This window comes from Streptomyces sp. PTY087I2, assembly GCF_001687325.1.
Taxonomy (GTDB): Bacteria; Actinomycetota; Actinomycetes; order Streptomycetales; family Streptomycetaceae; genus Streptomyces.
In genome coordinates this window covers 1-24,620 of record NZ_LZRD01000004.1, presented here as the reverse complement: position 1 = coordinate 24,620, position 24,620 = coordinate 1, and the positions used below count along the sequence as shown (strand labels likewise).

Below are 24,620 nucleotides of genomic sequence, written 5' to 3'. Positions count from 1 at the left end.
TCAGACGTCCTGTCCGGTGAGGTCGAGGAAGGCTTCGTCGAGGCTGGTCTCGGTGATCCGCAGCCGCTGGGCGGTGACGCCGAGTTCGGCGAGCAGGGCGACGAACGGGGTGACCGTCTCGTCGGTGCCGTGCAGCGTGAACGCCCCCTCGCGGTCGGGCGGGTTCACGGTCGCGACGCCGGGAAGCGCGGTGAGCCGGGTGAGGTCGGGGCCGGTGAGCGCCCGCGAGGGGACGAAGGAGAGCACGGTGGAGCCGGTGGCCCGCCGGATCAGCCCGGTCGGGGTGTCGAGGGCGACGACCTTGCCCCGGTCGATGACGGCGATCCGGTCGCAGAGGCGCTGGGCCTCCTCCATGAAGTGGGTGACGAGCAGGACGGTCACCCCGCCGGCGCGGACCTCCTCGATGAGCTTCCAGGTGTCGCGGCGGGCGCGCGGGTCGAGCCCGGTGGTCAGCTCGTCGAGCACGACGACCTTCGGGTCGCCGATCAGGGCGAGGGCGATGAACAGGCGTTGCTTCTGGCCGCCGGAGAGCTTCGCGAAGCGGGTGGTGAGCCGGTCGGTCAGGCCGAGCCGGTCGGCGAGCGGCCGCCAGTCGACGGGGGCCGGGTAGAGGGCGGCGTACAGCTCCAGCGCCTCCCGTACGGTCAGTTTGGCCTGGAGTTCGCTCTCCTGGAGCTGGGCGCCGAGCAGCCGGGTCACCTTGTCGTGGTCGACGACGGGGTCGAGCCCGGCGACCCTGACCGTGCCCGCGTCGGGGATGCGCAGACCCTCCACACATTCGACGGTGGTGGTCTTGCCCGCCCCGTTGGGGCCGAGGATGCCGAAGATCTCGCCCTCGTCGACGGAGAAGGAGACGCCGTCGACCACGTCGCGGCCCGCGTAGGTCTTGCGCACCTCGTTGACTTCGATGATTGCCATGCCCTCAGGGTTCCGGCGGGCGGGCCGGGCCGGTATCCGCCGTCACGCTCGACGTCGTATCAGCCGATCGGTTGAGGGAGGAGTACGACCGGGACCGCCGGGACCACGCGGAGGGGGCAGCGGGCGGCGAGGGGCGAAGGGCGGGCGGCCGGAAATTCGGAGGCCCGATGTCAGTGGTGAAACGTAGGGTCGGCCCTGATGCCCAAAATGCCTGCCGAGCGCACGGACCGGTCCGCCGTGCGCTCCCTCCTGCGCCTGTGGCCCTATGTCCGACCCGTGCGGGTGCGCCTGTTCACGGCCGCCTTCGTGGCGATCCTGGCGTCCTGTCTGAGTCTGGTGATCCCGCTGGTCCTGAAATGGATGGTGGACGGCCCGGTCGCCGACCGCGATCCGGGCGGGGTGTGGCTGGGGGCGCTGTATCTGCTGCTGCTCGGCATCGCGGAGGCGCTGCTGTTCGGGTTCCGGCGGTGGCTGGTGGCGCGGCCGCTGGCCGGGGTCGAGGCGTCGATGCGGGCGGATCTCTTCCGCCATCTGCAACGGCTGCCGGTCGCGTTCCACGACCGCTGGGCCTCGGGTCAGCTGCTGTCGCGCGGGACGACGGACCTGATGCTGCTGCGGATGTTCCTGGCGTTCCCGCTGACGTTCCTGGTCGTCAACACGGCGACGATCCTCGTCGGGTTCGTCCTTCTGTTCGCCCAGGACTGGACGCTGGGGCTGGTGCTGCTGGCGCCCGCGGTGCCGCTGATCATCCTGTGCTCGCTGTTCGAGACGAAGTACTCGGTGGTGGCGCGCCGGGCCCAGGACCAGGTCGGCGACCTCACGACGGTCGTCGAGGAGAGCGTGCTGGGCATCCGCATCGTCAAGGGCTTCGGCCGCCATCGCAGCCAGGCGCGGGCGTTCCGGGCGCTGGCGCACCGGTTGCGCGACACTGAGCTGGGCAAGGCCCGGCTGCTCGCCGGGATCTGGGCGCTGATCACGGCCGTCCCGGAGCTGGCGATCGGCGCGGCGCTGGTGCTGGGCACGATCCAGGTGGCGGACGGGACGCTGTCGGCGGGCACGCTGGTGGCGTTCCTGTCGACGGCGCTGGCGCTGCGCTGGCCGGTGGAGTCGATCGGCTTCCTGCTGGCGATGAGCCAGGAGTCGGCGACCGCCACCGACCGGTACTTCGAGGTGATGGACGTGGCGGAGGAGCCGGGTGCCGTCGCCGTACGCGAGGACGCGCCGGCCACCGCGCCGGGGATGGTGTTCGAGGGCGTCGAGTTCCGCTACCCGGACGCGGACCCGGACTCCCCGCCCGTCCTGTCCGGGATCGATCTGCACATCCGGCCGGGCGAGACGCTGGCTCTCGTCGGGGGTACGGGGTCGGGCAAGACGACGCTGACGGCGCTGGTGCCCCGGCTGCACGAGGTGACCGGCGGGCGGATCACGCTGGACGGCGAGGACATCGCCACGATGGAGCGCTCGCGGCTGCGGGAGCTGGTGTCGGTGGCGTTCGAGGAGCCGACGCTGTTCTCCGCGACGGTCGGCGAGAACGTGACGATGGGCGCGGCGGACGCGGACGAGGCGCGGGTGCGCCGGGCGCTGTCGGTGGCCCAGGCGGACTTCGTGCACGAGCTGCCGCGGGGTCTGGACACGGAGGTCGGCGAGCAGGGCCTGAGCCTCTCCGGCGGCCAGCGCCAACGCCTGGCCCTGGCCCGCGCGGTGGTGGGCGAGCCGCGCTTCCTGGTGCTGGACGACCCGCTCTCCGCGCTGGACGTGCACACGGAGACGCTGGTGGAGGCCGCGCTGCGGGAGGTCCTGGCGCGGACGACGGCGGTGGTCGTGGCGCACCGCCCGTCGACCGTGATGCTGGCGGACCGGGTGGCGCTGCTGTCCGGGGGCCGGATCGCCGCGGTCGGCACGCATCAGGAGCTGCTGCGCGACAACGCGGAGTACGCGTGGCTGATGTCGGGCGCGGGGTCCGGCGGGGCGGACGGCCCGGCAGCGGACGGCGAGGCAGCGGCGCCTGCGGGTGCCGGGCCCGCCGATGCGGAAGCGGCACCCGGGGGCGTCCGGCGCGCCGACGCCGCGCCGGAGCGCACGGTGCGGGTGCGTGAGGGCGCCGCGCCGCCCCTCGCCGCGCCGGCCCACGCCCCCGCCGAGCAGATCCCCGCCGAGGAGGGCAGTGCCCGATGACCACGACCACCGATGACGCCTCGCTTCCCGCGGCCGAGGACGACGGCCCGCGGAAGAAGGGTCCGGCCGCGCCCGAACCGGGGCCCGCGGGCGACCCGTTCGACCAGGACGACCTGCCCGCGCCGCCCGGGGCGACCCTGGCGCTGCTGTTCTCGCTGCTGGCCCCGATGCGCGGCCGGGTCGCGGTGGCGGCGCTGCTGCTGGTGGTGCAGCAGGTGGCGATGCAGGCGGGCCCGCTGCTCGTGGCGTACGCGATCGACAGCGGGGTTCCGGCGTTCCGGGACCACGACTACGGGCCGCTGGTCGCGGTCGCCGTCGGCTACGCGCTCTGCTCGGTCGGCGCGGGCGTCCTCCAGTACGGCTTCATCCGGGCGGCCGCGCGGATCAACCAGGACGTGCTGCTGGAGCTGCGCGGCCGGATCTTCCGGCATGCGCAGGCGCTGAGCGTCGACTTCCACGAGCGCTACACCTCGGGCCGGCTGATCTCGCGCTCGACGACGGACGTGGAGTCGCTGCGGGAGCTGCTGAGCGAGGGGCTCCAGGAACTGATCGGCGTGGTCCTGTCGTTCGTGTCGATCGCCCTGGTGCTGCTCTGGCTGGACCTGGGGATCGGCGCGATCGCCACGCTCTCCTTCGTACCGCTGTATCTGATGGTCCGGATGTACCGGCGGCGGGCGTCCGTCGCGTTCACCGCGCGGTCCACGGCGATCGCGGCGGTGATCGTGAAGTTCGCGGAGACGATGAACGGCATCCGCCCGGTCCAGGCGTTCCGCCGGGAGCGGAGCAACGACGCCGCCTTCACGGAGCTGAACACCCGCCACGAGCGGTCGAACGGCGACGCGATCCTGGAGATGGCCCGCTATGTCGTCGGCTCCCGGCTGATCGCGAACACGGCGGTGGCCGGGATGGTGCTGTGGGGCGCGTACCGGGTGGCGGAGGGCACGCTGGCGCTGGGGGTGCTGGCGGCGGCGGTGCTGTATCTGCGCCGGCTGTACGACCCGATCGACCGGCTGGGGATGTTCCTCAACTCCTACGAGTCGGCGGCGGCTTCACTGACGAAGATCGCGGGCCTGCTGGCCCAGACGCCGAACGTCCCCGAGGCCGAGCGGCCCGTCGAACTGCCGCCGCGCTCGGGCGATCTCCCGGGCCGGGAGGTCGTGTTCGACGGTGTGCGGTTCGCCTACCGTACGGGCGGCGAGGTGCTGCCCACCTTCGACCTGCGCATCCCGGCGGGCCGGACGGTGGCGGTCGTCGGCTCCACGGGCGCGGGCAAGTCGACGCTGGCCAAGCTGCTGGCCCGCTTCTACGACCCGACCGACGGCCGGGTCCTGCTGGACGGCACGGACCTGCGCGACCTGTCCACCGCCGAGCTGCGCCGGGGGGTGGTGATGGTGACGCAGGAGGCGTTCCTGTTCTCCGGGACCGTCGCGGAGAACATCGCGATCGGCCGCCCGGACGCCACCCGCGAGGAGATCGAGCACGCGGCGAAGGCGATCGGCGCGCACGACTTCATCGCGGCCCTGCCGGACGGCTACGACACCGACGTACGCAAACGGGGCGGCCGGATCTCGGCGGGCCAGCGCCAGTTGGTGGCCTTCGCCCGCGCCCTGCTGGCGAACCCGTCGGTGCTGATCCTGGACGAGGCGACCAGCTCCCTGGACATCCCCGGCGAGCGCGCGGTGCAACGGGCCATGGACACGGTGCTGCACGGCCGCACGGCGGTGGTGATCGCCCACCGGCTCTCGACGGTGGAGATCGCGGACCGGGTGCTGGTGATGGAGCACGGCCGCATCGTGGAGGACGGCGCGCCCGCCGAACTGATCGGCGGTACGGGGCGGTTCGCGGGGCTGCACCGGACGTGGAAGGACAGTCTGAGCTGAGAGGGGGGCGGCGTCCAGGGTCCCCGGTTCCGGGGACCCGTGCGCGGCGCCGCCGCGTCCGGCCCGGCCCCGGATGCCGGGCCGGGCGACATCGTTGAGAATCGGACCGGAGGTGGTAGGGGTGACCGGTCGTCGACCCTCGCGCGGAGCTGCGCGGTTCCTGGCCCGATGCGCGCTGGTGGCGCTGGCGGCCGTGGTCGCGGTGCTGTGCCTGGCGCTCGTCGACGTCGGGGTGCTGGTCTTCGTCGCCGGGATCGCGGGTCTTGTCCTGTCCGCCGTGGGCCTGTGGTGGCTGCTCTCCCTGCGCGGGCTGCCCCGCCTGCTGGGCGCCCTGCTCGCGGTCGCCGCGCCGGTCGCGGTGCTCGTCTACTACATCTGGCGGGGTGTCTGGGTCTGGGCGCTGATCGCCCTGGCGCTGTACGGCCTGGCCCTGGTCTGCGGCCGGGCGGCGATGCGCGCGCACGGCAAGGCGTACGTGGTGCGCGGCAGCGCCGGAAAGCGGCCGCGGCAGCCCTTCCTCATCATGAATCCGCGCTCCGGCGGTGGGAAGGTCGGCCGCTTCGGGCTCGTGGAGAAGGCCGAACGGCTCGGTGCGCGGGTGCACGTGCTCGACACCGAGGGCGGCGGGACCGATGTGGAGGAGCTGGCGCGCGAGGCCGCCGCGAACGGTGCCGACCTGCTCGGCGTGGCCGGCGGTGACGGCACCCAGGCGCTGGTCGCGGGGGTCGCGGCCGAGCACGGGCTGCCGTTCCTGGTGATCTCGGCGGGCACCCGCAACCACTTCGCCATGGACCTCGGCCTCGACCGCGCCGACCCGGCCCGCTGCCTGGACGCGCTGACCGACGGCGAGGAACTCCGCGTCGACCTGGGCATGGTGAGCGGGCGGCCCTTCGTCAACACCGTGTCGTTCGGGGCGTACGCGGATATCGTGCAGCAGCCCGAGTACCGCGACGCGAAGGCGGGGACCGCGCTCGCACTGCTGCCCGACCTGCTCGGGACGGAGGGCAGGAGGCTCGACGCGGCCGTCGGGGAGAAGCTGCTCACCGGACAGCAGGCCGTGCTCGTCACCAACAACCCCTATGCCAGGCCCGATCCGCTCGCCGCGGGGCTGCGGCCGCGCCTGGACCGCGGCAAGCTCGGGGTGATCGCCGTGCGCGTGGAGAGCGCGGCCCAGGCCGCCGACCTCGCCGTACGGGGCGAACGTGCGCAGGGCGTCGTCTTCGCGACGGTGCGCGGCGTCGAGGTGACGGCCCCGGAAGAGGTGATTCCGGTCGCGGTGGACGGTGAGGCGCTGATGCTTCCCGCCCCGGTCGCCTGTACGGTGCGCCGCCGGGCCCTGCGCGTCCTGGTCCCCCGCACCCGGCCGGGCACGGTGGCACCGGCTTCGCCGCTGAACTGGCGCTGGATCACGGCGCTGGCCCTCGGGCGGGCGCGATGAGGGCGGCGGACGGGCACAGCGCCACCGGTGTTCCCGACGACGAGGCGGGCGGGGCGCGCCGGGCCGGGTCCGTGGGGGCGATCGTCGCCGCCGCGCTGCGCGACCTGCGCGCCATCGACGGTGCGGTGTACGCGGCGGTGGCCACCACACCCACACCCACGCTGGACACGGCGCTGCGGCGGCTGTCCCGGGCGGCCGACCACTCCAAGCTCTCGCTGGGCATCGCCGCCGGGCTCGCTGTCTTCCCCGGACGGCCCCGGCAGGCGGCCTGTGCGGGGCTCGGCGCGGTCGCCGTGGCCTCCGCCTCCGCGAACCTGCTCGCCAAACGCCTGGTCCACCGGCGCCGCCCCGACCGGGAGGCGGCCCGGGTCGCGGTCGCGCGCCAGGTCCCCATGCCCGCTTCCGCCTCCTTCCCGTCCGGCCACACCGCCTCGGCCGTCGCGTTCGCGATCGGAGCCGGCACCGTCCTGCCGGGGGCCCTGCTGCCGCTCTGGAGCCTGGCGAGCGCCGTCGCCTACTCCCGCGTCCACACCGGCGTCCACTACCCCGGCGACGTGACCGCGGGCGCGGCCCTGGGCGTCGCCAGCGCGGTCACGGCAGGCCGGCTGCGCAGGGGGCTGCGCCGGGGAGGACCCTGCTGACAGCGGGGAACTGCGGCCGGGGTTCAGGCCGTCCTCCGCGGTCCGCTGCGGCGGTACCCCTCCCAGACGGGGCCGCCCGCCGCGTCGAGGACCTCGGTGACCCGTGAGATCAGGCCCTCCGACGCGCCACGCAGCGCGGCCTGCGCCGCCTCGTCCAGGCGCGCCGCCAGGTCCGGCGCGACCGGTTCGAGGCGTCGGGCCAGCCACTTGCCGCCGCCGAGCCACGTGCCGTGGGTCAGCAGCGCCAGTTCGCCGGTCCGCCGGACGAGTTCGGCCACGACGAACAGCCGCTCCCCCGCGTCCGTGACGGCGGCGAAGTCGTCGAGCAGGTCCGTCAGCGCGTACCGGGCGTCTTCGAGCGCCGTGTCGGTGACCGGGGGCGGCCCCTCGGCCGCGAGACGTTTCGCCGTCTCCGCCATCCGTGCTCCTGTCCCGTCGGCGTCGAGCAGCAGCGCCCCGTCGGCGCACATCCACAGCAGGGGCGATGTCCGCTGCGCGATCTCCGGGATCACGAAGCCGTGCCAGGAGTCCTCGGTGTGCACGAACAGTTCCACCGGCCACTCCCCGTACCGCAGGCTCTCGCGGTACGGGGCGGGCGGGCCGTCGAGCAGGACGACGACGTCCAGGTCGGACCGGGCGGTGCGGCGGCTCGTCAGGACACTGCCGCCGAGGAACGCGGCGCGGGCGTCGGGGTGACGCTCCAGGACAAGGGCACGGGCAACTTCGAGTACGTCCATGCCCCCACTCTGCCGTGCCCCGCGTGGTCCGGGCGTCGCGGGGCACTGTCAGTGGCGGGTGGCAGCATCGGTCGTATGACGGATGCGACGCCCTTCACCTGGGGACCGTTCCTGCGCGACTGGAGCGGGGAGTGGTCGGACTCCCTGTCCGACGACGGGACGCACGCACGGGAGGACGAGGCCGCCCGGCGGGATCGTTGGCTGGGGTTCCCGGCGGCGGCCGAGGACCGGACAGCGGCCCTGGAGGAACGCCTCGGCCGGCGGTTGCCCCCGTCGTACCGGGAGTTCCTCGCCGTCAGCGACGGGTGGCGGCACGCGGGCGGGTTCATCACCTTGCTGGCGGGGACCGCGGAGGCCCGCTGGCACAACGACGCGTCCGGGCTCGCGGCGATGTTCGAGGAGTATCTGGACGACGACCCCACCCCCGAGGAGCTGCGGGACGTGGCGGTCTGGCGCCGCGGGCTCCAGCTCGACGTCGAGTCCGACGCGACCTACGTGGTGCTGGATCCGGAGGACGTGGACGGGGACGGCGAGTGGGCCGTGTACACCTGGGCGAGCTGGCGGGCCGAACCGCCCCGGCGATTCCCGGACTTCGCCACGTTCATGCGGGACATGCACCGGGAGTTCCACCGCTTGCGGGCCCGGACGGCGGACGGGGAGCCGGAGTTCGTCAACGCCACGACGCGGCGGCTGGACGCCCGGGTGGACGAGGCCCGGCTGTGGGCGCTGGGCGGCGACTGGGAGCGGGCCGAGCGGGCGCTGGACGGGGCGAGCGCATACGGCCGGCCGAGGGCCGCCGGGCTGGGCGACCAGATACGCCGCCTGCTCGGACGGACGGACCTGTCCTACGAGGACCTGGCGATCGACCCCCGGTACGCCTCCGAACTGCTTCCGCCGTTGGTCGCCGAGCACGCGAGGCACCGGCACCGGGACGACTCCACGCCGACGTACCGCCTGAGGGGAGCCACCGACGACGTGGTGACGCGGGCGCACACGCTGCTGGAGCAGGTGTGCTCGGGCACGTACCGGTACACGGTGGCCGGACCGTTCGGGGAAGCGGTCGACCGGGCGCGGGAGTCGGCCCGGTGGGGCGACACCGACGGGGCGTGGCGGACGATGCTGGAGGCCCTGCCGCTGTGGCAGCCGCTGGGGCCCGACCATCTGGCACCGCTGGGCTGGGTGGCCGATCCGCTGCTCGGCCCGCTGCTGACCCCGGAGCGGGGCCGCGCGCTGCTCTCCACTCCCCGGGGCGGACAGCCGGGTGAGCCACGGGGCGAGGCGGCCCCTTCCGATCCGGCGGGCCTGTCCTGGCTCGCGGACCCGGACGCCCCCGGCGGCCACACGTCCTACCGGTTCGTCCTGGTCGAAGGGGTGGAGCCGCAGGACCTGCCCGGACGCCTCGCGGACGGGGAGGGGGCCGCGCTGGACGAGCCCATGACCTTCCACGAAGCACACGGGCGGTGGCTCCGTGGGCGGCGGGAGTTCCCGGCCTTCGAGGACAGGGCCCTCGTGGCGGTCGGCCGGGCAGGCGCTCGCTGGAGCTTCGCCTTCGACGGCAGCCGTCCGCGTCTCGCACCGCGGCTGTTCGTCTCTCCGGCCGCTGCCGCCTGCGCGGACGGCCGCGCTGTGGTCGTGTGGGGCGGTCTGCGGGACGGGCACGGGGGCCCGTTCTTCCACCTCTCCGTGGCGCAGGCCGGTGCGGAGCTGTACGCCTTCACGTACGCGGACGGAGAGGTGCGGCGGACCGGGCCGATCCCGCCGGCCCTGGACCCGGGCCGGTTCTTCCCCTCCCAGGAGGGGCCCGCCGGGACGGAGGCGGTCCTCAGGACGGAACGGGCGCTGCTGGAGGCGATAGCCGACGAGTTCGGAGTCCACCTGCCGCGCCACGCGATCACGTGGGGACGGCTGCACACGTTCACCAGCCGCTCCTGGATCCGCCCGCCGAAGGACGGGGAGACTTTCACCGTGACCCGGTTCGCGTGGGGCCCGAACTGACGGCGGCAGGGCGCCCGTACGACGCGTAGGTAGTGCACCGGCCCGGCCGGACGGGACACCCGGGCGACCGGATGCGCCGTCCTCACCCCGGCAGCAGCCGCACCACCCCGTTCCGCAACCGGGTGCGCTCCGTGCTCATGAAGCGGTGCAGCGTCCGGGAGGCGAAGGCGGTCCGCTGTGCGCTGCGGCGGCGCTCCCGGTCGTAGGCGCGCAGGGCTCCGGCGACGCCCGCCGGGCCCGGGGGCGCCGCGGCGAGCGCGCGGGTCAGGGCGTCCGCGTCCAGGATCGCGGTGCAGGCGCCCTGGCCCAGGTTGGGCGTCATGGCGTGGGCCGCGTCGCCGACCAGCGCCACGTGGCCCGCCGAGGCGTCGGCGGAGACGAAGGACGGCAGCGCCGGGTACAGGTGGCGCATCTCGTAGCGGATCCAGGTCGCCGGGTCGGTGGCGTCCAGGATGCGCGGGATCGGGTCGTGCCAGCCGGCGAAGAGGCCGCGCAGTTCGTCGGCCGTGGTGGCCTCGGGGGCGGTGGCGTACCAGTTGGTGCGGCCCGGTTCGACCGGGGTCAGCCCGAAGAAGCGGCCGCTCCCCCAGGTCTCGCCGTGCACCGGGCTCTCCATGTCGGCGATGCCGATCCAGGCGACCGTGCCGACCTGGCGCGGGCCGCTGCGGTCGCCGAAGCGGGTGGTGCGGACGGCGCTGCGGATGCCGTCGGCGCCGATCACCAGGTCCTGCCCGGCGGCGAGCGCGTCCACGTCCGTGACCCGCTCGCCGAGTTTGAGCGGTACGTCACCGAAGGCGTCCAGGCCCGCGAGCAGAGCGTCGAGCAAGTACGGGCGGGAGATGAGGAGTTCGGGGCGGCCCGCCTTGCGCTCGATGCGTTCCAGCGGGAGCCGGGCGACCGGCCTCCCGTCGGGCGTACGGATATGCGCGTCGCGGTACGGCACGGCGTGGTCGCGCAGCGCGTCGCCCACGCCGAGGCGGTCGAGTGCGGACTGTGCGGTGGGGTGGATGCCGAAGGCCGCTCCGTACCGCTCCAGTTCCGTGCGGCGCTCCAGCACCGTCACGCTCCAGCCCGCGCGGCGGAGTCCGATCGCGGTCGCCAGTCCGCCGATGCCCGCGCCGACCACGGTCGCCGTCCTTGTCATGCCGCGCTCCCACATCATGTCGCGCTCCCGAAGCTCGTCCGGCCCCCGCAGGAGGCCCCCTCACAGAAACCACCACATCCGTGGTACCACGGCTGGGGTACCATCGGCAAGGACGGGTGGCGGAGACGAGGGAGCGAGCGCGGGTGAATCCGGACCGACGGGACCGGCTGCGGGACGCGGCGATCGAGGTGCTGGCCCGGGACGGCGGCCGCGGGCTGACGCACCGGGCCGTGGACCGGGCCGCCGATGTGCCGTCCGGCACCACCAAGAACTACTTCCCGACCCGGGACGCCGTGCTCCGCGCAGTGGCGGAACGCTGCCTTGAGCAGTACCTCACCCTCACCGAACAGCTGGCCGCCGGTCCGGGTCCGGTCGACCGCGAGGGGCTGGTGGCCCTCTTCCGCTCGCTCCTGGAGAACGTCGCGGGGCCCGGGCGCGCCCGGCTCCTCGCCGTGCTGGAGCTCCAGGCCGAGGCGACCCGGCGGCCCTGGCTCTCCGGCATCCTCGACCCGATGGCGAGCGGCGACTTCGCGGGTTTCGAGCTGGCCCAGCGCGCCGCCGGGCTGCCCGTGACCCCGCAGCGGGCCGCCGTCGTCACCCTCGCCCTGCACGCGGCGGTCCCGCATCTCCTGACGGACGGGCCCGGCACGCTCGCGGCCGCGGGACTCGACGACCCGGACCGCTTCGTGCGCGACCTCCTGGACACGGTGTACCCGCCGGACGCGACCGCCTGAGCGCCACACCCCGCCCGCCCCACTCCCACGGCGACCGCACCCTGACGGACCGGCACATTCCGGCGCGTAGATCTGGCCAGAACCCGACGCTGTCTCAACTGGCGGTCATCACACCTCTCCCCGCCCGCGACGGCCCGGTGACCTTTGCGCACGAAACCTGTGACCACCCTGTGAATACCGGGCTCCGGAACGCCTGGTAACACTGCGGCAATGATCGACGAAACGTCCGCTTAACGAACATGACCTTTCCGGCAACGAACGAAAACCGGCCAAGTTATTGACGCGCTCCTGACAGGCACGGTCGTCTGCTGACACTCTTCACCCCGTTCTGCGCACCGCCTGCACCGTCCGGACGGCCCCTTCCAGGCCGCCCGGTACCCCCCTCGCAGAAGGAGTCCGCGTGAGATCCACGCCCAGCCGTCGCGCCACCGCGACCGGCGCTCTGATAGCCGCCGCAGCCCTCATAGCCGTCGCCGTTCCGTCCGGCGCCGCGACCGCCACCTCCGCCCCCGCCGCGGCCCCGGCCGGCGGGATCACCGCCGGCACGAAGGCCGACCCGGGCGCCCTGCCCGCCAAGCTCTCCCCCGCCCAGCGCGCGGAGCTGCTCAGCGAGGCGAACGCCACGAAGGCGGCCACCGCCAAGGAGCTCGGTCTCGGGTCCACCGAGAAGCTCGTGGTCCGTGACGTGGTCCAGGACCGCGACGGCACCACGCACACCCGCTACGAGCGCACCCTCGACGGGCTCCCCGTCCTCGGCGGCGACCTCGTGGTCAAGGAGTCCGCGGCCGGGAAGACCGAGGGCGTCAGCAAGGCGTCGACGGCGACCAGCGCGCAGCTGAAGGCCGTCGGCCTGACCGCCGACGTGGCCCCGGCCGCCGCCGAGAAGCAGGCGCTCGGCGCGGCGAAGGCCGAGGGGTCGGACGCGAAGAAGGCCAGCGAGGCCCCGCGCAAGGTGGTCTGGCTGGGCGGCGGCTCCCCGCGGCTCGCGTACGAGACCGTGGTCGGCGGACTCCAGCACGACGGCACCCCGAACGAGCTGCACGTGCTCACGGACGCCACCACGGGCGAGAAGCTCTACGAGTGGCAGGCCGTCCACAACGGCACGGGCAACACGCAGTACAACGGCCAGGTCACCCTGGGCACCGCGCCCTCGTACACCCTGACCGACACCGGGCGCGGCAACCACAAGACGTACAACCTGAACCGGGGCACCTCCGGCACCGGCACGCTGTTCACCAACTCGACCGACGTCTGGGGCAACGGCACGCCGCAGAACGCCGAGACGGCCGGTGCGGACGCCCACTACGGCGCGGCCGAGACGTGGGACTACTACAAGAACGTGCACGGCCGCAACGGCATCCGCGGTGACGGCGTCGGCGCGTACTCCCGCGTCCACTACGGCAACAACTACGTCAACGCGTTCTGGCAGGACAGCTGCTTCTGCATGACGTACGGCGACGGCGACGGCAACGTCAAGCCGCTGACCTCCCTGGACGTGGCCGCCCACGAGATGACGCACGGTCTGACCTCGGTCACGGCCAAGCTCATCTACAGCGGCGAGTCCGGCGGCCTCAACGAGGCCACCTCCGACATCTTCGCCGCGGGCGTGGAGTTCTACTCCGACACCGCCGAGGACCCGGGCGACTACCTGGTCGGCGAGAAGATCGACATCCGCGGCAACGGCACCCCGCTGCGCTACATGGACAAGCCCTCCAAGGACGGCTCGTCCAAGGACTACTGGTACTCGGGCATCGGCAACGTCGACGTCCACTACTCCTCGGGCCCGGCGAACCACTGGTTCTACCTGCTCTCCGAGGGCAGCGGCGCCAAGACCGTCAACGGCGTCAACTACGACTCGCCGACCTCCGACGGCCTCCCGGTGACCGGCATCGGCCGGGACAAGGCGCTCCAGATCTGGTTCAAGGCGCTCACCACCAAGTTCACCTCGACGACCAACTACGCCGCGGCCCGCACCGGGACGCTCGCGGTCGCCAGTGAGCTGTACGGGGCCACCAGCCCCGAGTACGCGGCCGTGGCGCACGCCTGGGCCGGCATCAACGTGGGCGCCCGTCCCGGCGGCGGCGACCCCGACCCGGGCGGCAAGGTGTTCGAGAACACCACCGTGGTGAACATCCCGGACGCGGGCGCGGCCGTCACCAGCTCGGTCAACGTCACCGGTGTCGCGGGCAACGCCCCGAGCACCCTCAAGGCGGACGTCAACATCACCCACACCTACCGCGGTGACCTGGTCATCGACCTGGTGGCCCCGGACGGCGGCACCTTCCGGCTGAAGAACTCCTCCGCCTCGGACTCCGCGGACAACGTGGTGGCGACCTACACGGTCAACGCCTCGTCCAAGGTGGCCAACGGGGAGTGGAAGCTGCGGGTGCAGGACGTGTACCGCTCGGACACCGGCCGGATCAACAGCTTCAAGCTGACCTTCTGATCCGTCCGATCCGTCCACCTGCTGTGACCGAACGGCCCGGAAGAGGTTTCCCCCTCTTCCGGGCCGTTCGTCGTTCTCGACCCGCCTACGGTCAGGCCGGGTTGTTCGCGTGCGTCAGGGTCTCCCAGGCGACGAACAGGTTGTTCGACCCGGCGGGCCGCTGCCGCTCGGTCAGCGTCTGCGTGTTGGTCATCGCGTAGCCGAGCCGGTTGGCGAGCGCGTTGAAGCCGACCTCGGTGACCGGCCCGAGGCTGTCCTTCAGCGAGCCGCCGCAGAGCGAGGACGGTACGGGGGTGCCCAGCTGGTGCTTGGAGTGCAGCCCCATCGCGTGCCGCAGCCGGTCGGCGATCTCCGGGTAGAGGTCCTGGCCCTGGATGCGGCCGGTCTCGGCGATGTGCGAGATCGCGGAGATGCCGTAGCCGGTGTGGGTCAGATCCCGGCAGGTCTCCTGCGAGAGCCCGTCCATGAAGGTGGACTGGCCCTGCCAGTAGTTGATGACCTTGGCCCGGGTGTCGAGCCCGCTGCCCGGCGCGACCTTCGGCAGCGAGCCGTCCGCGGTCACATAGATGTACGCCGGGACACGTCCGCGGAACTTGCCCACGGCCTTGTCGTACGCGGCGCGGTCCTCCAGGAAGACCGCGATCCCGATCGCCGCCTCGGTCATCGACAGCTCCCAGTTGCCGTTGGAGTGGGAGCCGTTGGTGACCTTCGGCAGATAGACGTTACGGAGCATCGTGCCGAAGCGGCCGGAGTTCGGCCAGCTGCCGTAGGTGTACTTGATGATCTCGGCGGCCCGCGGCCAGGAGGAGCCGGCCCAGCCGGTCTGGAGCCGCGCGTTGCTGTTGGTGTGGTCCTTGATCACGGCGGACCAGGCGTCCATGATCTCGATGGCCTTCTGGGCGTACCTGCTGTCCTGCGTGATGTACCAGGCGAGCGAGAGCGTGTACGCGGCGATGGCGTCCTCGCGCTCGTCCGTGCAGCCGTAGTTGGGGTTGGAGTACGAGCCGCACTCGACGATCGCGCGCGGCTTGGCGGTGCGGGAGAGCGAGGCGTACTTGCTGCCCATCATCTGGTCGTAGGCGCTCTTCCAGGGCTGCGCGCCGGCCTGTACCCGGCCCCGGACGAAGTCCAGTTGGGGGCGGCTGACGAGGACGCCGGGGTGGGTGAAGTTCGCCGGGGCGGCGGCCGTGACGGGTGTCTCGGCCGGCGTCGTGGATCTCTCCGCCACGGCCGGTGCGGCGAGGGCCGTGGTGATCAGCGCGGCCAGGGCGGCGGCGGTGCCGAGGACGCGGGGGATGGTGCCGGTACGCATGTGGGGTGCCTTCCGGTGGGGTGGCGGTTCAACGGCCCGGCCCGACAAGGGGATTCATGGGTGTGAACGTTGGGCTGCATGATGAACCGTGCGATGAGTCAGGAACGTAAAGCCATTCCATGAGCACGTCAAGGTTCTGTGTTCACCGCACGAAGACACCGCCGGACAGACAGACAGGCAGACAGGCAGAGGGGCCCGGCACCGGGTGCGGTGCCGGGCCCCTCGGGTCCGCAGGGGCGCGCGCTCAGCGCATCAGCACGCCCCCGCCCTCCCCCGTCGCCTCGGTCGGCAGGGCGACCAGGCCCAGTTCGGCGCTGGTGGCCAGCAGCGGGTGGGCGGGCAGAACGCGCACGGTGTAGCCGTACGGTCCCGTCCGGTCCGGGGTGAGCGGGCCCTCGTACAGCCAGCGGTCCTCCAGGTCCTGACCGCCCGCCGGCTTCAGCGGGAAGGTCTGGGCGTCCGCGATGGCGTCGCCGGAGTCGACCCGGCCCGCGACCACCTGGACCTCGACGTCGTCCGGCTCCAGGCCGCCGAGCGCGATCCGTACACGCAGCGCCAGGGTGGCCCCCAGCTCCGCCGAACCGCCCGCGGCGTCCCCGGTGACCGTCTCCACATGGTCGACGGAGACCCCGCGCCAGGCCGCCCGGACCTTGGCCTTCCACGCGGCGAGATCCTGCGCCACCGCGGGCTCCAGCGCCCGGCGGGCCTGCGCGGCGGGGGCGTACAGGCGCTCCACGTACTCGCGCACCATCCGCCCCGCGAGCACCTTCGGGCCGAGGTTGACCAGGGTGGAGCGGACCATCTCGATCCACCGGTCGGGCAGGCCCCCGGCCCCCCGGTCGTAGAAGCGCGGGGCGACCCGGTCCTCGATCAGGGCGTAGAGGGCGTTCGACTCCAGCTCGTCCCGGCGGTCCTCGTCGACCGCGGAGCCGTCGGCGGTGGGGATCTCCCAGCCGAAGTCCGGGTCGAACCACTCGTCCCACCAGCCGTCGCGCACCGACAGGTTGAGGCAGCCGTTCAGCGCCGCCTTCATCCCGCTCGTACCGCAGGCCTCCAGCGGGCGCAGCGGGTTGTTGAGCCAGACGTCGCAGCCCGGGTAGAGCTTCTGCGCCATGCCCATGCCGTAGTCCGGCAGGAACACGATGCGGTGGCGCACGCGCGGGTCGTCCGCGAACCGCACCAGCTCCTGCACCAGCCGCTTCCCGCCGTCGTCGGCCGGGTGGGCCTTGCCCGCGACGACGATCTGGATCGGGTGCGTCGGGTGGAGCAGCAGCTCCCGCAGCCGGTCGCGGTCGCGCAGCATCAGCGTCAGCCGCTTGTACGAGGGGACGCGGCGGGCGAAGCCGATGGTCAGGACGTCCGGGTCGAGGACGCCGTCGATCCAGCCCAGCTCGGCGGTGCCCGCGCCGCGCCTGCGCCAGGAGGCGTAGAGGCGGCGGCGGACCTCGGTGACGAGCTGTCCGCGCAGGTCCCGGCGCAGGTCCCAGATCTCCTGGTCGCCGATGCCGGTCACCGCGTCCCAGCGGCGGGGCGTGCCGGTCTGCGCGGAGGCCTCGTCGGCCACCGGGCCGCCGGCCAGCACCTGGTGGGCGCGGCCCTCGCCGACCTGGCCCGCGCCGAGCCGGAACACCTCGGGGGCGACCCAGGTCGGGGCGTGGACCCCGTTGGTGACGGAGGTGATGGGCACCTCGGCGGCGTCGAAGCCCGGCCAGAGCCCGGAGAACATCTCCCGGCTGACCGCCCCGTGCAGGGTGGAGACGCCGTTGGCGCGCTGGGCGAGCCTGAGGCCCATCACCGCCATGTTGAACAGCTCCGGCTCGCCGCCGGGGTAGGTCTCGGTACCGAGCGGCAGGATCTTCTCGACGGGTACGCCGGACAGTTCGCCCTCGTCGCCGAAGTGGCGGGCGATGAGCCCCCGGTCGAAACGGTCTATGCCGGCGGGCACCGGGGTGTGGGTGGTGAACACGGTCCCGGCCCGGACCACTTCGAGGGCGGCCTCGAAGTCGAGCCCGGTGGGGACGAGTTCGCGGATGCGCTCCAGGCCGAGGAAGCCGGCGTGGCCCTCGTTGGTGTGGAACACCTCCGGCTCCGGGGTGCCGGTCAGCCGGCACCAGGTGCGTACGGCGCGGACGCCGCCGATGCCGAGCAGCATCTCCTGGAGGAGGCGGTGGTCGCTGCCGCCGCCGTAGAGCCGGTCGGTGACGTCGCGTTCGCCGGGGGCGTTCTCCTCGACGTCGGAGTCGAGGAGGAGCAGCGGCACCCGGCCGACCCGGGCGAGCCAGATGCACGCGTGCAGCGAGCGTCCGCCGGGCAGCGCGAGGACGACCCGGGCGGGGGTGCCGTCGGCCTCACGGACCAGGTCGAGCGGGAGTTCGTTGGGGTCGAGGACGGGATAGTGCTCCTGCTGCCAGCCCTCGCGGGAGAGGGTTTGGCGGAAGTAGCCGTGCCGGTAGAGCAGCCCGACGCCGATGAGCGGGACGCCGAGGTCGCTGGCGGCCTTGAGGTGGTCGCCGGCCAGGATGCCCAGGCCGCCGCTGTACTGGGGCAGAGCGGCGGTGACACCGAATTCGGGTGAGAAGTAGGCGATGGCGGAGGGGAGTTCGGCTCCGGCGGCCCGCTGTTCCTGGTACCAGCGCGGGCCGTCCAGATATTCCGCCAGATCGGCGGAGGCCGCGGCGAGGCGGCCGAGGTACTCCGCGTCCCCGGCCAGTTCGGTCAGCCGCCCGGCGGACAGCGAGCCGAGCAGGCGTACGGGGTCGGCGTCCGCGGGCCGCCAGCCCTCGGGGTCGGCGGCCCGGAAGAGCTCGCGGGTCTCGGTATGCCACGACCAGCGCAGATTGCGCGCGAGGTCGTGGAGGGGTCGGAGGGGTTCGGGGAGGACAGGACGCACGGTGAATCGACGAATGGCCTTCACTGCTCCACCTTTACAGGGGACTTGCGCATCCGAGCGGACGCACCACGGTGTGCGTCCCTTCCGTCACCCCTGACGGTAGCGGCCGTCCGTGGCGGGCTGCCACGGCGCGCGGACGGCGCGCCCGGTCCGGGGACCGTCCGCCGCGCGCCTCCCCGCAGGCGCCCCACGCGCCCCATCGGTGATCCCCCGTCACTCCTCCCACCTGGGGGTTTGGCCGATTTCTCTCCCGTACGCAGCCTTGTGGACCTCCCTGCCACAGGGAAGGCTGCCGTGTGGCGCCGCAGAACGGGTATCCGGAACCCGTGGGGGCGCTTCGGGTCTCCCGCGCCCCACGGGGCGTGCGCGCCGCGTGCGGCGGAGCCCGGGCGGCCCGTTACGACCGAGTAGTTAACACGGCGCCGGATTTCCCACCCTTCGACGCGGGGAAGGCTTCCCCGGTACACGGCACGACCCGGCCCGCACACGTTCTCCCGTGCATCCCGAAACATGCACGAAACCCCCGCGACCCACCCATTCGAGTGCCATTCGAGTGAACGCGGACAGGAGCGGCCATGCCCACAGCCCGTCAGCAGACAGCTGAGCAGTTACAAAGGACAGATCCCCGTCTTCGCGGCACACGCGGTCGGTCCTCCGCGCCCGTGCCGTCCTCCGTGCACGCCGAGCTCCTCCAGCCCTCAGGTGATTCCATGATCGGTCGTATTCCCGTCCTGGACGTCCGTCCCCTCGTCGACTGCGGCAGACGGGCGGCGAAGGCCGTCGTCGGTGAGACCTTCCAGGTCACCGCCACCGTCTTCCGCGAAGGCCATGACGCGGTGGCCGCCAACGTCGTGCTCCGCGATCCGAGCGGGCGGGTCGGGCCGTGGACCCCGATGCGCGAGCTGGCGCAGGGCACGGACCGCTGGGGTGCGGACATCACCCCGGACGCCGAGGGCCGCTGGACGTACACCGTGGAGGCCTGGAGCGATCCGGTCACCACCTGGCGGCACCACGCCGCGATCAAGATCCCGGCGGGCATCGACACGGACCTGGTGCTGGCCGAGGGCGCGGCGCTGCTGGAGCGGGCCGCCGCGGGCGTCCCGAAGAAGCACGGCCGCGAGGCGGTGCTGGCCGCGGTGGACGCGCTGCGCGACACCGCCCACCCGGCCGAGGCCCGGCTGGCCGCCGCCCTCACTCCGGCCGCCGACGCGGTGCTGGCCCGCTACCCGCTGCGCGAACTGGTCACCCGCTCCAAGCCGCTGGCGGTGCGGGTGGAGCGCGAGCGGGCGCTGTTCGGGTCCTGGTACGAGCTGTTCCCCCGCTCCGAAGGGGCGAAGCGGGTGCCGGTGGATCCGGCGGACACCTCGCCGGACGCGCCGACCCGGCTGGTCAGCGGCACCTTCCGGACGGCCGCCGAGCGGCTGCCCGCGGTCGCCGCGATGGGGTTCGACGTGGTGTACCTGCCGCCGATCCACCCGATCGGGACGACCCATCGCAAGGGCCCGAACAACACCCTGACGCCCGGGGAGCACGACCCGGGCGTGCCGTGGGCGATCGGTTCGCCGGACGGCGGGCACGACGCGGTCCACCCGGAGCTGGGCACGCTGGAGGACTTCGACCACTTCGTGGCGGCGGCCCGCACGCTGCGGATGGAGATCGCGCTGGACTTCGCGCTCCAGTGCTCGCCGGACCACCCGTGGGTCAAGGAGCACCCGGACTGGTTCCACCACCGCGCCGACGGTTCGATCGCGTACGCCGAGAACCCGCCGAAGAAGTACCAGGACATCTACCCGATCGCCTTCGACAAGGACATGCGCGGTCTGGTGGCGGAGACCGTACGCATCCTGCGCTTCTGGATGGACCACGGGGTGCGTATCTTCCGCGTCGACAACCCGCACACCAAGCCGGTGGTGTTCTGGGAGAAGGTCATCGAGGAGATCAACGGCACCGACCCCGACGTCATCTTCCTGGCGGAGGCGTTCACCCGCCCGGCGATGATGCACACGCTCGGCGCGGTCGGCTTCCAGCAGTCGTACACGTACTTCACCTGGCGCAACACCAAGCACGAACTGACGGAGTACGTCACGGAGCTGGCCGGCGAGGCCGCCTCGTACATGCGGCCCAACTTCTTCGTGAACACCCCCGACATCCTTCCCGGCTATCTCCAGGAAGGCGGCCGCCCGGCCTTCGAGGCGCGGGCGGTGCTGGCCGCGACGCTGGCCCCTTCCTGGGGCGTGTACGCGGGATTCGAGCTGTGCGAGAACACCCCGGTGAAGCCGGGGAGCGAGGAGTACCTGCACTCGGAGAAGTACGAACTGCGCCCGAGGGACTGGGAGTCGGCGGAACGCGAGGGCCGCACGCTCACCCCCCTGATCACCTCGCTGAACCGGATCCGCCGGCGTAACCCCGCTCTGCGGCAGCTGCGCGACGTCCACTTCCACCACACCGACAACGAAGCGCTGATCGCCTACAGCAAGCGCTCCGGACCGAACACCGTTCTGGTGGTCGTGAACCTCGACCCGCACCACACCCAGGAGGCCACGGTCTCGTTGGACATGGAGCGGCTCGGCCTTTCCTGGCACGAGCGCGTACCGGTGCGCGACGAGCTCACCGGCGACACCTATCACTGGGGCAGGAACTTCTATGTGCGCCTAGAGCCGGGCATCACGCCCGCGCACATCGCCGTCCTGCGACCGTCCCCGCCGACCGGAGGGTCACCCACACCATGATCGTCAATGAGCCTGTCCCCGACACGTTCGAGGACACCCCCGCAAAGGACCGCGATCCCGACTGGTTCAAGCGAGCCGTCTTCTACGAGGTGCTCGTCCGGTCCTTCCAGGACTCCAACGGCGACGGAATCGGCGACCTCAAGGGCATCACCGCCAAGCTGGACTATCTCCAGTGGCTCGGTGTCGACTGCCTCTGGCTGCCGCCGTTCTTCAAGTCGCCGCTGCGCGACGGCGGTTACGACGTCTCCGACTACACCGCCGTGCTGCCGGAGTTCGGCGATCTCGCCGACTTCGTGGAGTTCGTGGACGCCGCGCACCAGCGCGGCATGCGCGTCATCATCGACTTCGTCATGAACCACACGAGCGACCAGCACGAGTGGTTCCAGCAGTCCCGTACCGACCCCGACGGGCCGTACGGCGACTACTACGTCTGGGCGGACGACGACAAACAGTTCCAGGACGCCCGGATCATCTTCGTCGACACCGAGACGTCGAACTGGACCTTCGACCCGGTGCGCAAGCAGTACTACTGGCACCGCTTCTTCTCCCACCAGCCGGACCTCAACTACGAGAACCCGGCGGTCCAGGAGGAGATCCTGGCGGCCCTGCGGTTCTGGCTGGACCTGGGCATCGACGGCTTCCGGGTCGACGCGGTGCCCTACCTCTACCAGCGCGAGGGCACCAACTGCGAGAACCTCCCCGAGACCCACCACTTCCTCAAGCGGGTCCGCAAGGAGATCGACGCCAACTACCCGGACACCGTGCTCCTCGCCGAGGCCAACCAGTGGCCGGAGGACGTCGTCGACTACTTCGGCGACTACGAGGCGGGCGGCGACGAGTGCCACATGGCGTTCCACTTCCCCGTCATGCCGCGGATCTTCATGGCGGTGCGCCGCGAGAGCCGCTACCCGGTCTCCGAAATCCTCGCCAAGACCCCGGAGATCCCGAAGAACTGCCAGTGGGGCATCTTCCTGCGCAACCACGACGAGCTCACCCTCGAAATGGTCACGGACGAAGAGCGCGACTACATGTACGCGGAGTACGCCAAGGACCCGCGGATGCGCGCCAACATCGGCATCCGCAGGCGGCTCGCCCCGCTGCTGGACAACGACCGCAACCAGATCGAGCTGTTCACCGCGCTGCTGCTGTCGCTGCCCGGCTCCCCGATCCTCTACTACGGGGACGAGATCGGGATGGGCGACAACATCTGGCTGGGCGACCGGGACGCGGTGCGCACCCCGATGCAGTGGACGCCCGACCGCAACGCCGGGTTCTCCTCCAGCGATCCGGGGCGGCTCTACCTCCCCACGATCATGGACCCGGTCTACGGCTACCAGGTCACCAACGTGGAAGCGTCGATGGCCTCGCCGTCCTCGCTGCTGCACTGGACCCGCCGGATGATCGAGATCCGGAAGCAGAATCCGGCCTTCGGTCTCGGCGAGTACACCGAACTCCCGTCCTCCAACCCGGCGGTGCTGGCGTTCACCCGCGAGTACGGGGACGACCTCGTCCTGTGCGTGCACAACTTCTCGCGGTTCGCGCAGCCGACGGAGCTGGACCTCCGATCGTTCAACGGACGTCATCCGGTGGAATTGATCGGCGGGGTACGCTTCCCGGCCATCGGTCAGTGGCCCTACCTGCTGACCCTTGCGGGACACGGCTTCTACTGGTTCCGGCTGCGCAAGGACGCGCCGCCGGCCTGATGCGTCCGCCGCCCCGTGCGGGACGGTTTCCGCCGTCCCGCACGGGGCACTCTGGACGCAGGGCCCGGGCCTTCACGGTTCGGCCGTTCGAGTCCGTAAGCACCTTCCTCTCCCGACACGTCCCGCACAGCCGGACAGCCATTGCCGCAATCCGGGACACTCTTCGCATCCTGTGTGCCCGGGGAAAGGACGCGATGCCATGTCGGAGGCTGCATCCACTCACGTCGCCCTGGCGAAGAGCACGAGGAACAGCGCGACCACCAGGAGTACGACGGACGGGGCCCTGCTCCCGTCCCTCGCTCCGCTGCTCCACGAATGGCTGCCCCGGCAGCGCTGGTTCGCCGGCAAGGGCCGGCCGGTCACCGGCTTCCGGCTGGTCTCGGCCACCGAGATGGTGCCACTGGACGGCACGGCGGGCCCCGGACTCCTTCACCTGCTGCTGCGGGTCGAGCAGCCCACCCGGTCGGTCCGCGCGGCCGACGACTGCTACCAACTGCTCCTGGGCGTACGGACATCACTGCCGTCGCTGCTCGCCGGAGCGCTGGTGGGCCGGGTGGAGCGGGGGCCGCTCGCCGGGCGGACCGTGTACGACGCGCTGCACGACCCCCGGCTCGCCGATGTACTGCTGGAGAGGTTCCGCCGCCCCGGCACGCTCGGCTCGCTGCGCTTCGAGCGGACCGCCGACATCCCGGCCGGTCTCGCGCCCCGGGTGCTGGACGCCGAGCAGTCCAACTCCTCGCTGGTGTACGGGGACGCGTTCATCCTCAAGATCTTCCGGCGGGTCTTCCCGGGCACCAACCCGGACCTGGAGCTGCCGCTCGCCCTGACCGGCGAGGGGTGCGAACGGGTGCCCGCCCCGGTCGCCTGGTTCGAGGTCCCCGGCGCCGAACCGCTCACCCTCGGTGTCCTCCAGCCCTTCCTGCAAGGGGCGCGCGACGGCTGGCAGCTCGCCCTGGCCGCGCTCGCCGCGGGCCGCGACTTCCTGCCCGAGGCGCGGGCGCTGGGCCGGGCCACCGCCGAGGTGCACACCGCGCTCGCCGCAGCCCTGCCGACCCCGGCGCTGCGCGGCACCCAGACCCGGCAGCTGGTGGCCCGGATGACCCAGCGACTGGAGGCCGCCGCCCAGGCGGTCCCGGCGCTCGTGCCGTACGTCCCGGGGCTGCGCGCCGCGTTCGACGCGGTGACGGATCTCGGGGTCCGGGGCAGCGGCTGGGCCCAGCAGCGGGTGCACGGCGATCTCCACCTCGGGCAGACGCTGCGCGCCGCCGACGGCTTCTGGTCCCTGATCGACTTCGAGGGCGAACCGGCCCGCCCGCTGCCCGAGCGCCGGCTGCCCGCACCGCCGGTGCGCGATGTGGCGGGCATGCTGCGGTCCTTCGACTACGCGGCCCGCTCGCACCGCCCGTGGAACCCGGAGTGGGCGGCCCGCTGCCGCGCCGCCTACTGCGAGGGGTACGCGCAGGCCTCGGGCAGCGATCCGCGCGGCGAACCGGAGCTGCTGCGCGCCCACGAGACCGACAAGGCGGTGTACGAGGTGGTGTACGAGGCCCGGCACCGGCCCGACTGGCTGCCGGTGCCGATGGCGGCCATCCAACGCCTGGCCCAGTCCGCGGCGGCCTGAGCCCACTCGCCCTCGACCCCTGCAATCCTCCGCCCCGCTCCCCCTCCGCCCGTGCTCTCCCCCTTCACTCCCCGAGGAGGCAGTCCCTGTGACCGCCCGCAAGCCGTCCCGTAAGGCATCCCGCAAGTCCGCCGAGCTCCCCACCGAGGTGGCTGCCGAGACCGTCACCGAACCGGCCGTCGAGACCGCCGCGGCCAAGACCCCCGCGCCGGCGCCCGCCGCCACGGCCACCAAGGCCGCGCCCGCCAAGCGCACCC

At 72.6% G+C, this 24,620-nt stretch carries 15 protein-coding genes; 10 read left to right on the top strand and 5 right to left on the bottom strand.

All coding sequences use genetic code 11. The features are described from left to right. A complete protein-coding gene (locus tag A3Q37_RS04985) occupies positions 1-918 on the bottom strand; it encodes an ABC transporter ATP-binding protein (protein ID WP_065478052.1) in 918 nt (305 codons plus the stop codon). Between the two features lie 198 nt (positions 919-1,116). Here A3Q37_RS04985 and A3Q37_RS04980 point away from each other — a divergent pair, with 198 nt between their 5' ends. The 4 genes from A3Q37_RS04980 (at position 1,117) to A3Q37_RS04965 (ending at position 7,052) form a co-directional block, all read left to right on the top strand. Continuing rightward, complete coding sequence (locus A3Q37_RS04980; protein ID WP_079137666.1) at positions 1,117-3,093, top strand: ABC transporter ATP-binding protein; 1,977 nt, start codon at positions 1,117-1,119, stop codon at positions 3,091-3,093. Beyond that, complete coding sequence (locus A3Q37_RS04975) at positions 3,090-4,973, top strand: ABC transporter ATP-binding protein (RefSeq protein ID WP_065478049.1); 1,884 nt, start codon at positions 3,090-3,092, stop codon at positions 4,971-4,973. The genes A3Q37_RS04980 and A3Q37_RS04975 overlap by 4 nt, the downstream gene beginning before the upstream one ends. A gap of 121 nt (positions 4,974-5,094) precedes the next feature. Further along, the gene (locus tag A3Q37_RS04970) at positions 5,095-6,411 is read left to right on the top strand and encodes a diacylglycerol kinase family protein (protein ID WP_065478045.1); all 1,317 of its coding nucleotides are present in this window, start codon (positions 5,095-5,097) and stop codon (positions 6,409-6,411) included. Beyond that, on the top strand, positions 6,408-7,052 hold the full coding sequence (locus tag A3Q37_RS04965; RefSeq protein WP_065478042.1) for a phosphatase PAP2 family protein: 645 nt from the start codon (positions 6,408-6,410) through the stop codon (positions 7,050-7,052). Before A3Q37_RS04970 ends, A3Q37_RS04965 begins: the two co-directional genes overlap by 4 nt. A 23-nt stretch (positions 7,053-7,075) precedes the next feature. On the opposite strand, the gene A3Q37_RS04960 is transcribed toward A3Q37_RS04965, so the two are convergent. Beyond that, complete coding sequence (locus tag A3Q37_RS04960) at positions 7,076-7,789, bottom strand: nucleotidyltransferase domain-containing protein (protein ID WP_065478037.1); 714 nt, start codon at positions 7,787-7,789, stop codon at positions 7,076-7,078. 75 nt (positions 7,790-7,864) lie between these two features. On the opposite strand from A3Q37_RS04960, the gene A3Q37_RS04955 reads away from it, so the two are divergent. Continuing rightward, positions 7,865-9,784 (top strand): SMI1/KNR4 family protein, encoded by a 1,920-nt coding sequence (locus A3Q37_RS04955; RefSeq protein ID WP_065478034.1) that lies wholly within the window; start codon positions 7,865-7,867, stop codon positions 9,782-9,784. Positions 9,785-9,866: 82 nt separating this feature from the next. Here A3Q37_RS04955 and A3Q37_RS04950 read toward each other — a convergent pair whose 3' ends face one another. Beyond that, complete coding sequence (locus A3Q37_RS04950) at positions 9,867-10,928, bottom strand: NAD(P)/FAD-dependent oxidoreductase (protein ID WP_065478687.1); 1,062 nt, start codon at positions 10,926-10,928, stop codon at positions 9,867-9,869. A gap of 143 nt (positions 10,929-11,071) precedes the next feature. Between A3Q37_RS04950 and A3Q37_RS04945 the strand changes: the two genes are divergently transcribed. Then, a complete protein-coding gene (locus tag A3Q37_RS04945; protein WP_065478031.1) occupies positions 11,072-11,662 on the top strand; it encodes a TetR/AcrR family transcriptional regulator in 591 nt (196 codons plus the stop codon). 400 nt (positions 11,663-12,062) lie between these two features. Beyond that, on the top strand, positions 12,063-14,108 hold the full coding sequence (locus A3Q37_RS04940) for a M4 family metallopeptidase (protein ID WP_065478028.1): 2,046 nt from the start codon (positions 12,063-12,065) through the stop codon (positions 14,106-14,108). Between the two features lie 91 nt (positions 14,109-14,199). Here A3Q37_RS04940 and A3Q37_RS04935 read toward each other — a convergent pair whose 3' ends face one another. After that, complete coding sequence (locus A3Q37_RS04935) at positions 14,200-15,420, bottom strand: alginate lyase family protein (RefSeq protein ID WP_065478025.1); 1,221 nt, start codon at positions 15,418-15,420, stop codon at positions 14,200-14,202. Positions 15,421-15,664: 244 nt separating this feature from the next. Then, positions 15,665-18,334, bottom strand: a complete 2,670-nt coding sequence (glgP, locus tag A3Q37_RS04930; RefSeq protein WP_065478022.1) for an alpha-glucan family phosphorylase — start codon at positions 18,332-18,334, stop codon at positions 15,665-15,667. A 686-nt stretch (positions 18,335-19,020) separates the two neighbouring features. Between glgP and A3Q37_RS04925 the strand changes: the two genes are divergently transcribed. The 3 genes from A3Q37_RS04925 (at position 19,021) to A3Q37_RS04915 (ending at position 24,363) form a co-directional block, all read left to right on the top strand. Continuing rightward, positions 19,021-21,039: an alpha-1,4-glucan--maltose-1-phosphate maltosyltransferase gene (locus A3Q37_RS04925; RefSeq protein ID WP_065478019.1), complete on the top strand. Its 2,019-nt coding sequence runs from the start codon at positions 19,021-19,023 to the stop codon at positions 21,037-21,039. Continuing rightward, a complete protein-coding gene (gene treS, locus A3Q37_RS04920; RefSeq protein WP_065478016.1) occupies positions 21,036-22,742 on the top strand; it encodes a maltose alpha-D-glucosyltransferase in 1,707 nt (568 codons plus the stop codon). Before A3Q37_RS04925 ends, treS begins: the two co-directional genes overlap by 4 nt. Positions 22,743-22,941: 199 nt before the next feature. Beyond that, positions 22,942-24,363 carry a maltokinase N-terminal cap-like domain-containing protein gene (locus A3Q37_RS04915; RefSeq protein ID WP_065478013.1) on the top strand — a complete coding sequence of 474 codons (1,422 nt, stop codon included), beginning with the start codon at positions 22,942-22,944 and terminating at the stop codon, positions 24,361-24,363. The last annotated feature ends 257 nt before the right edge of the window (positions 24,364-24,620 follow it).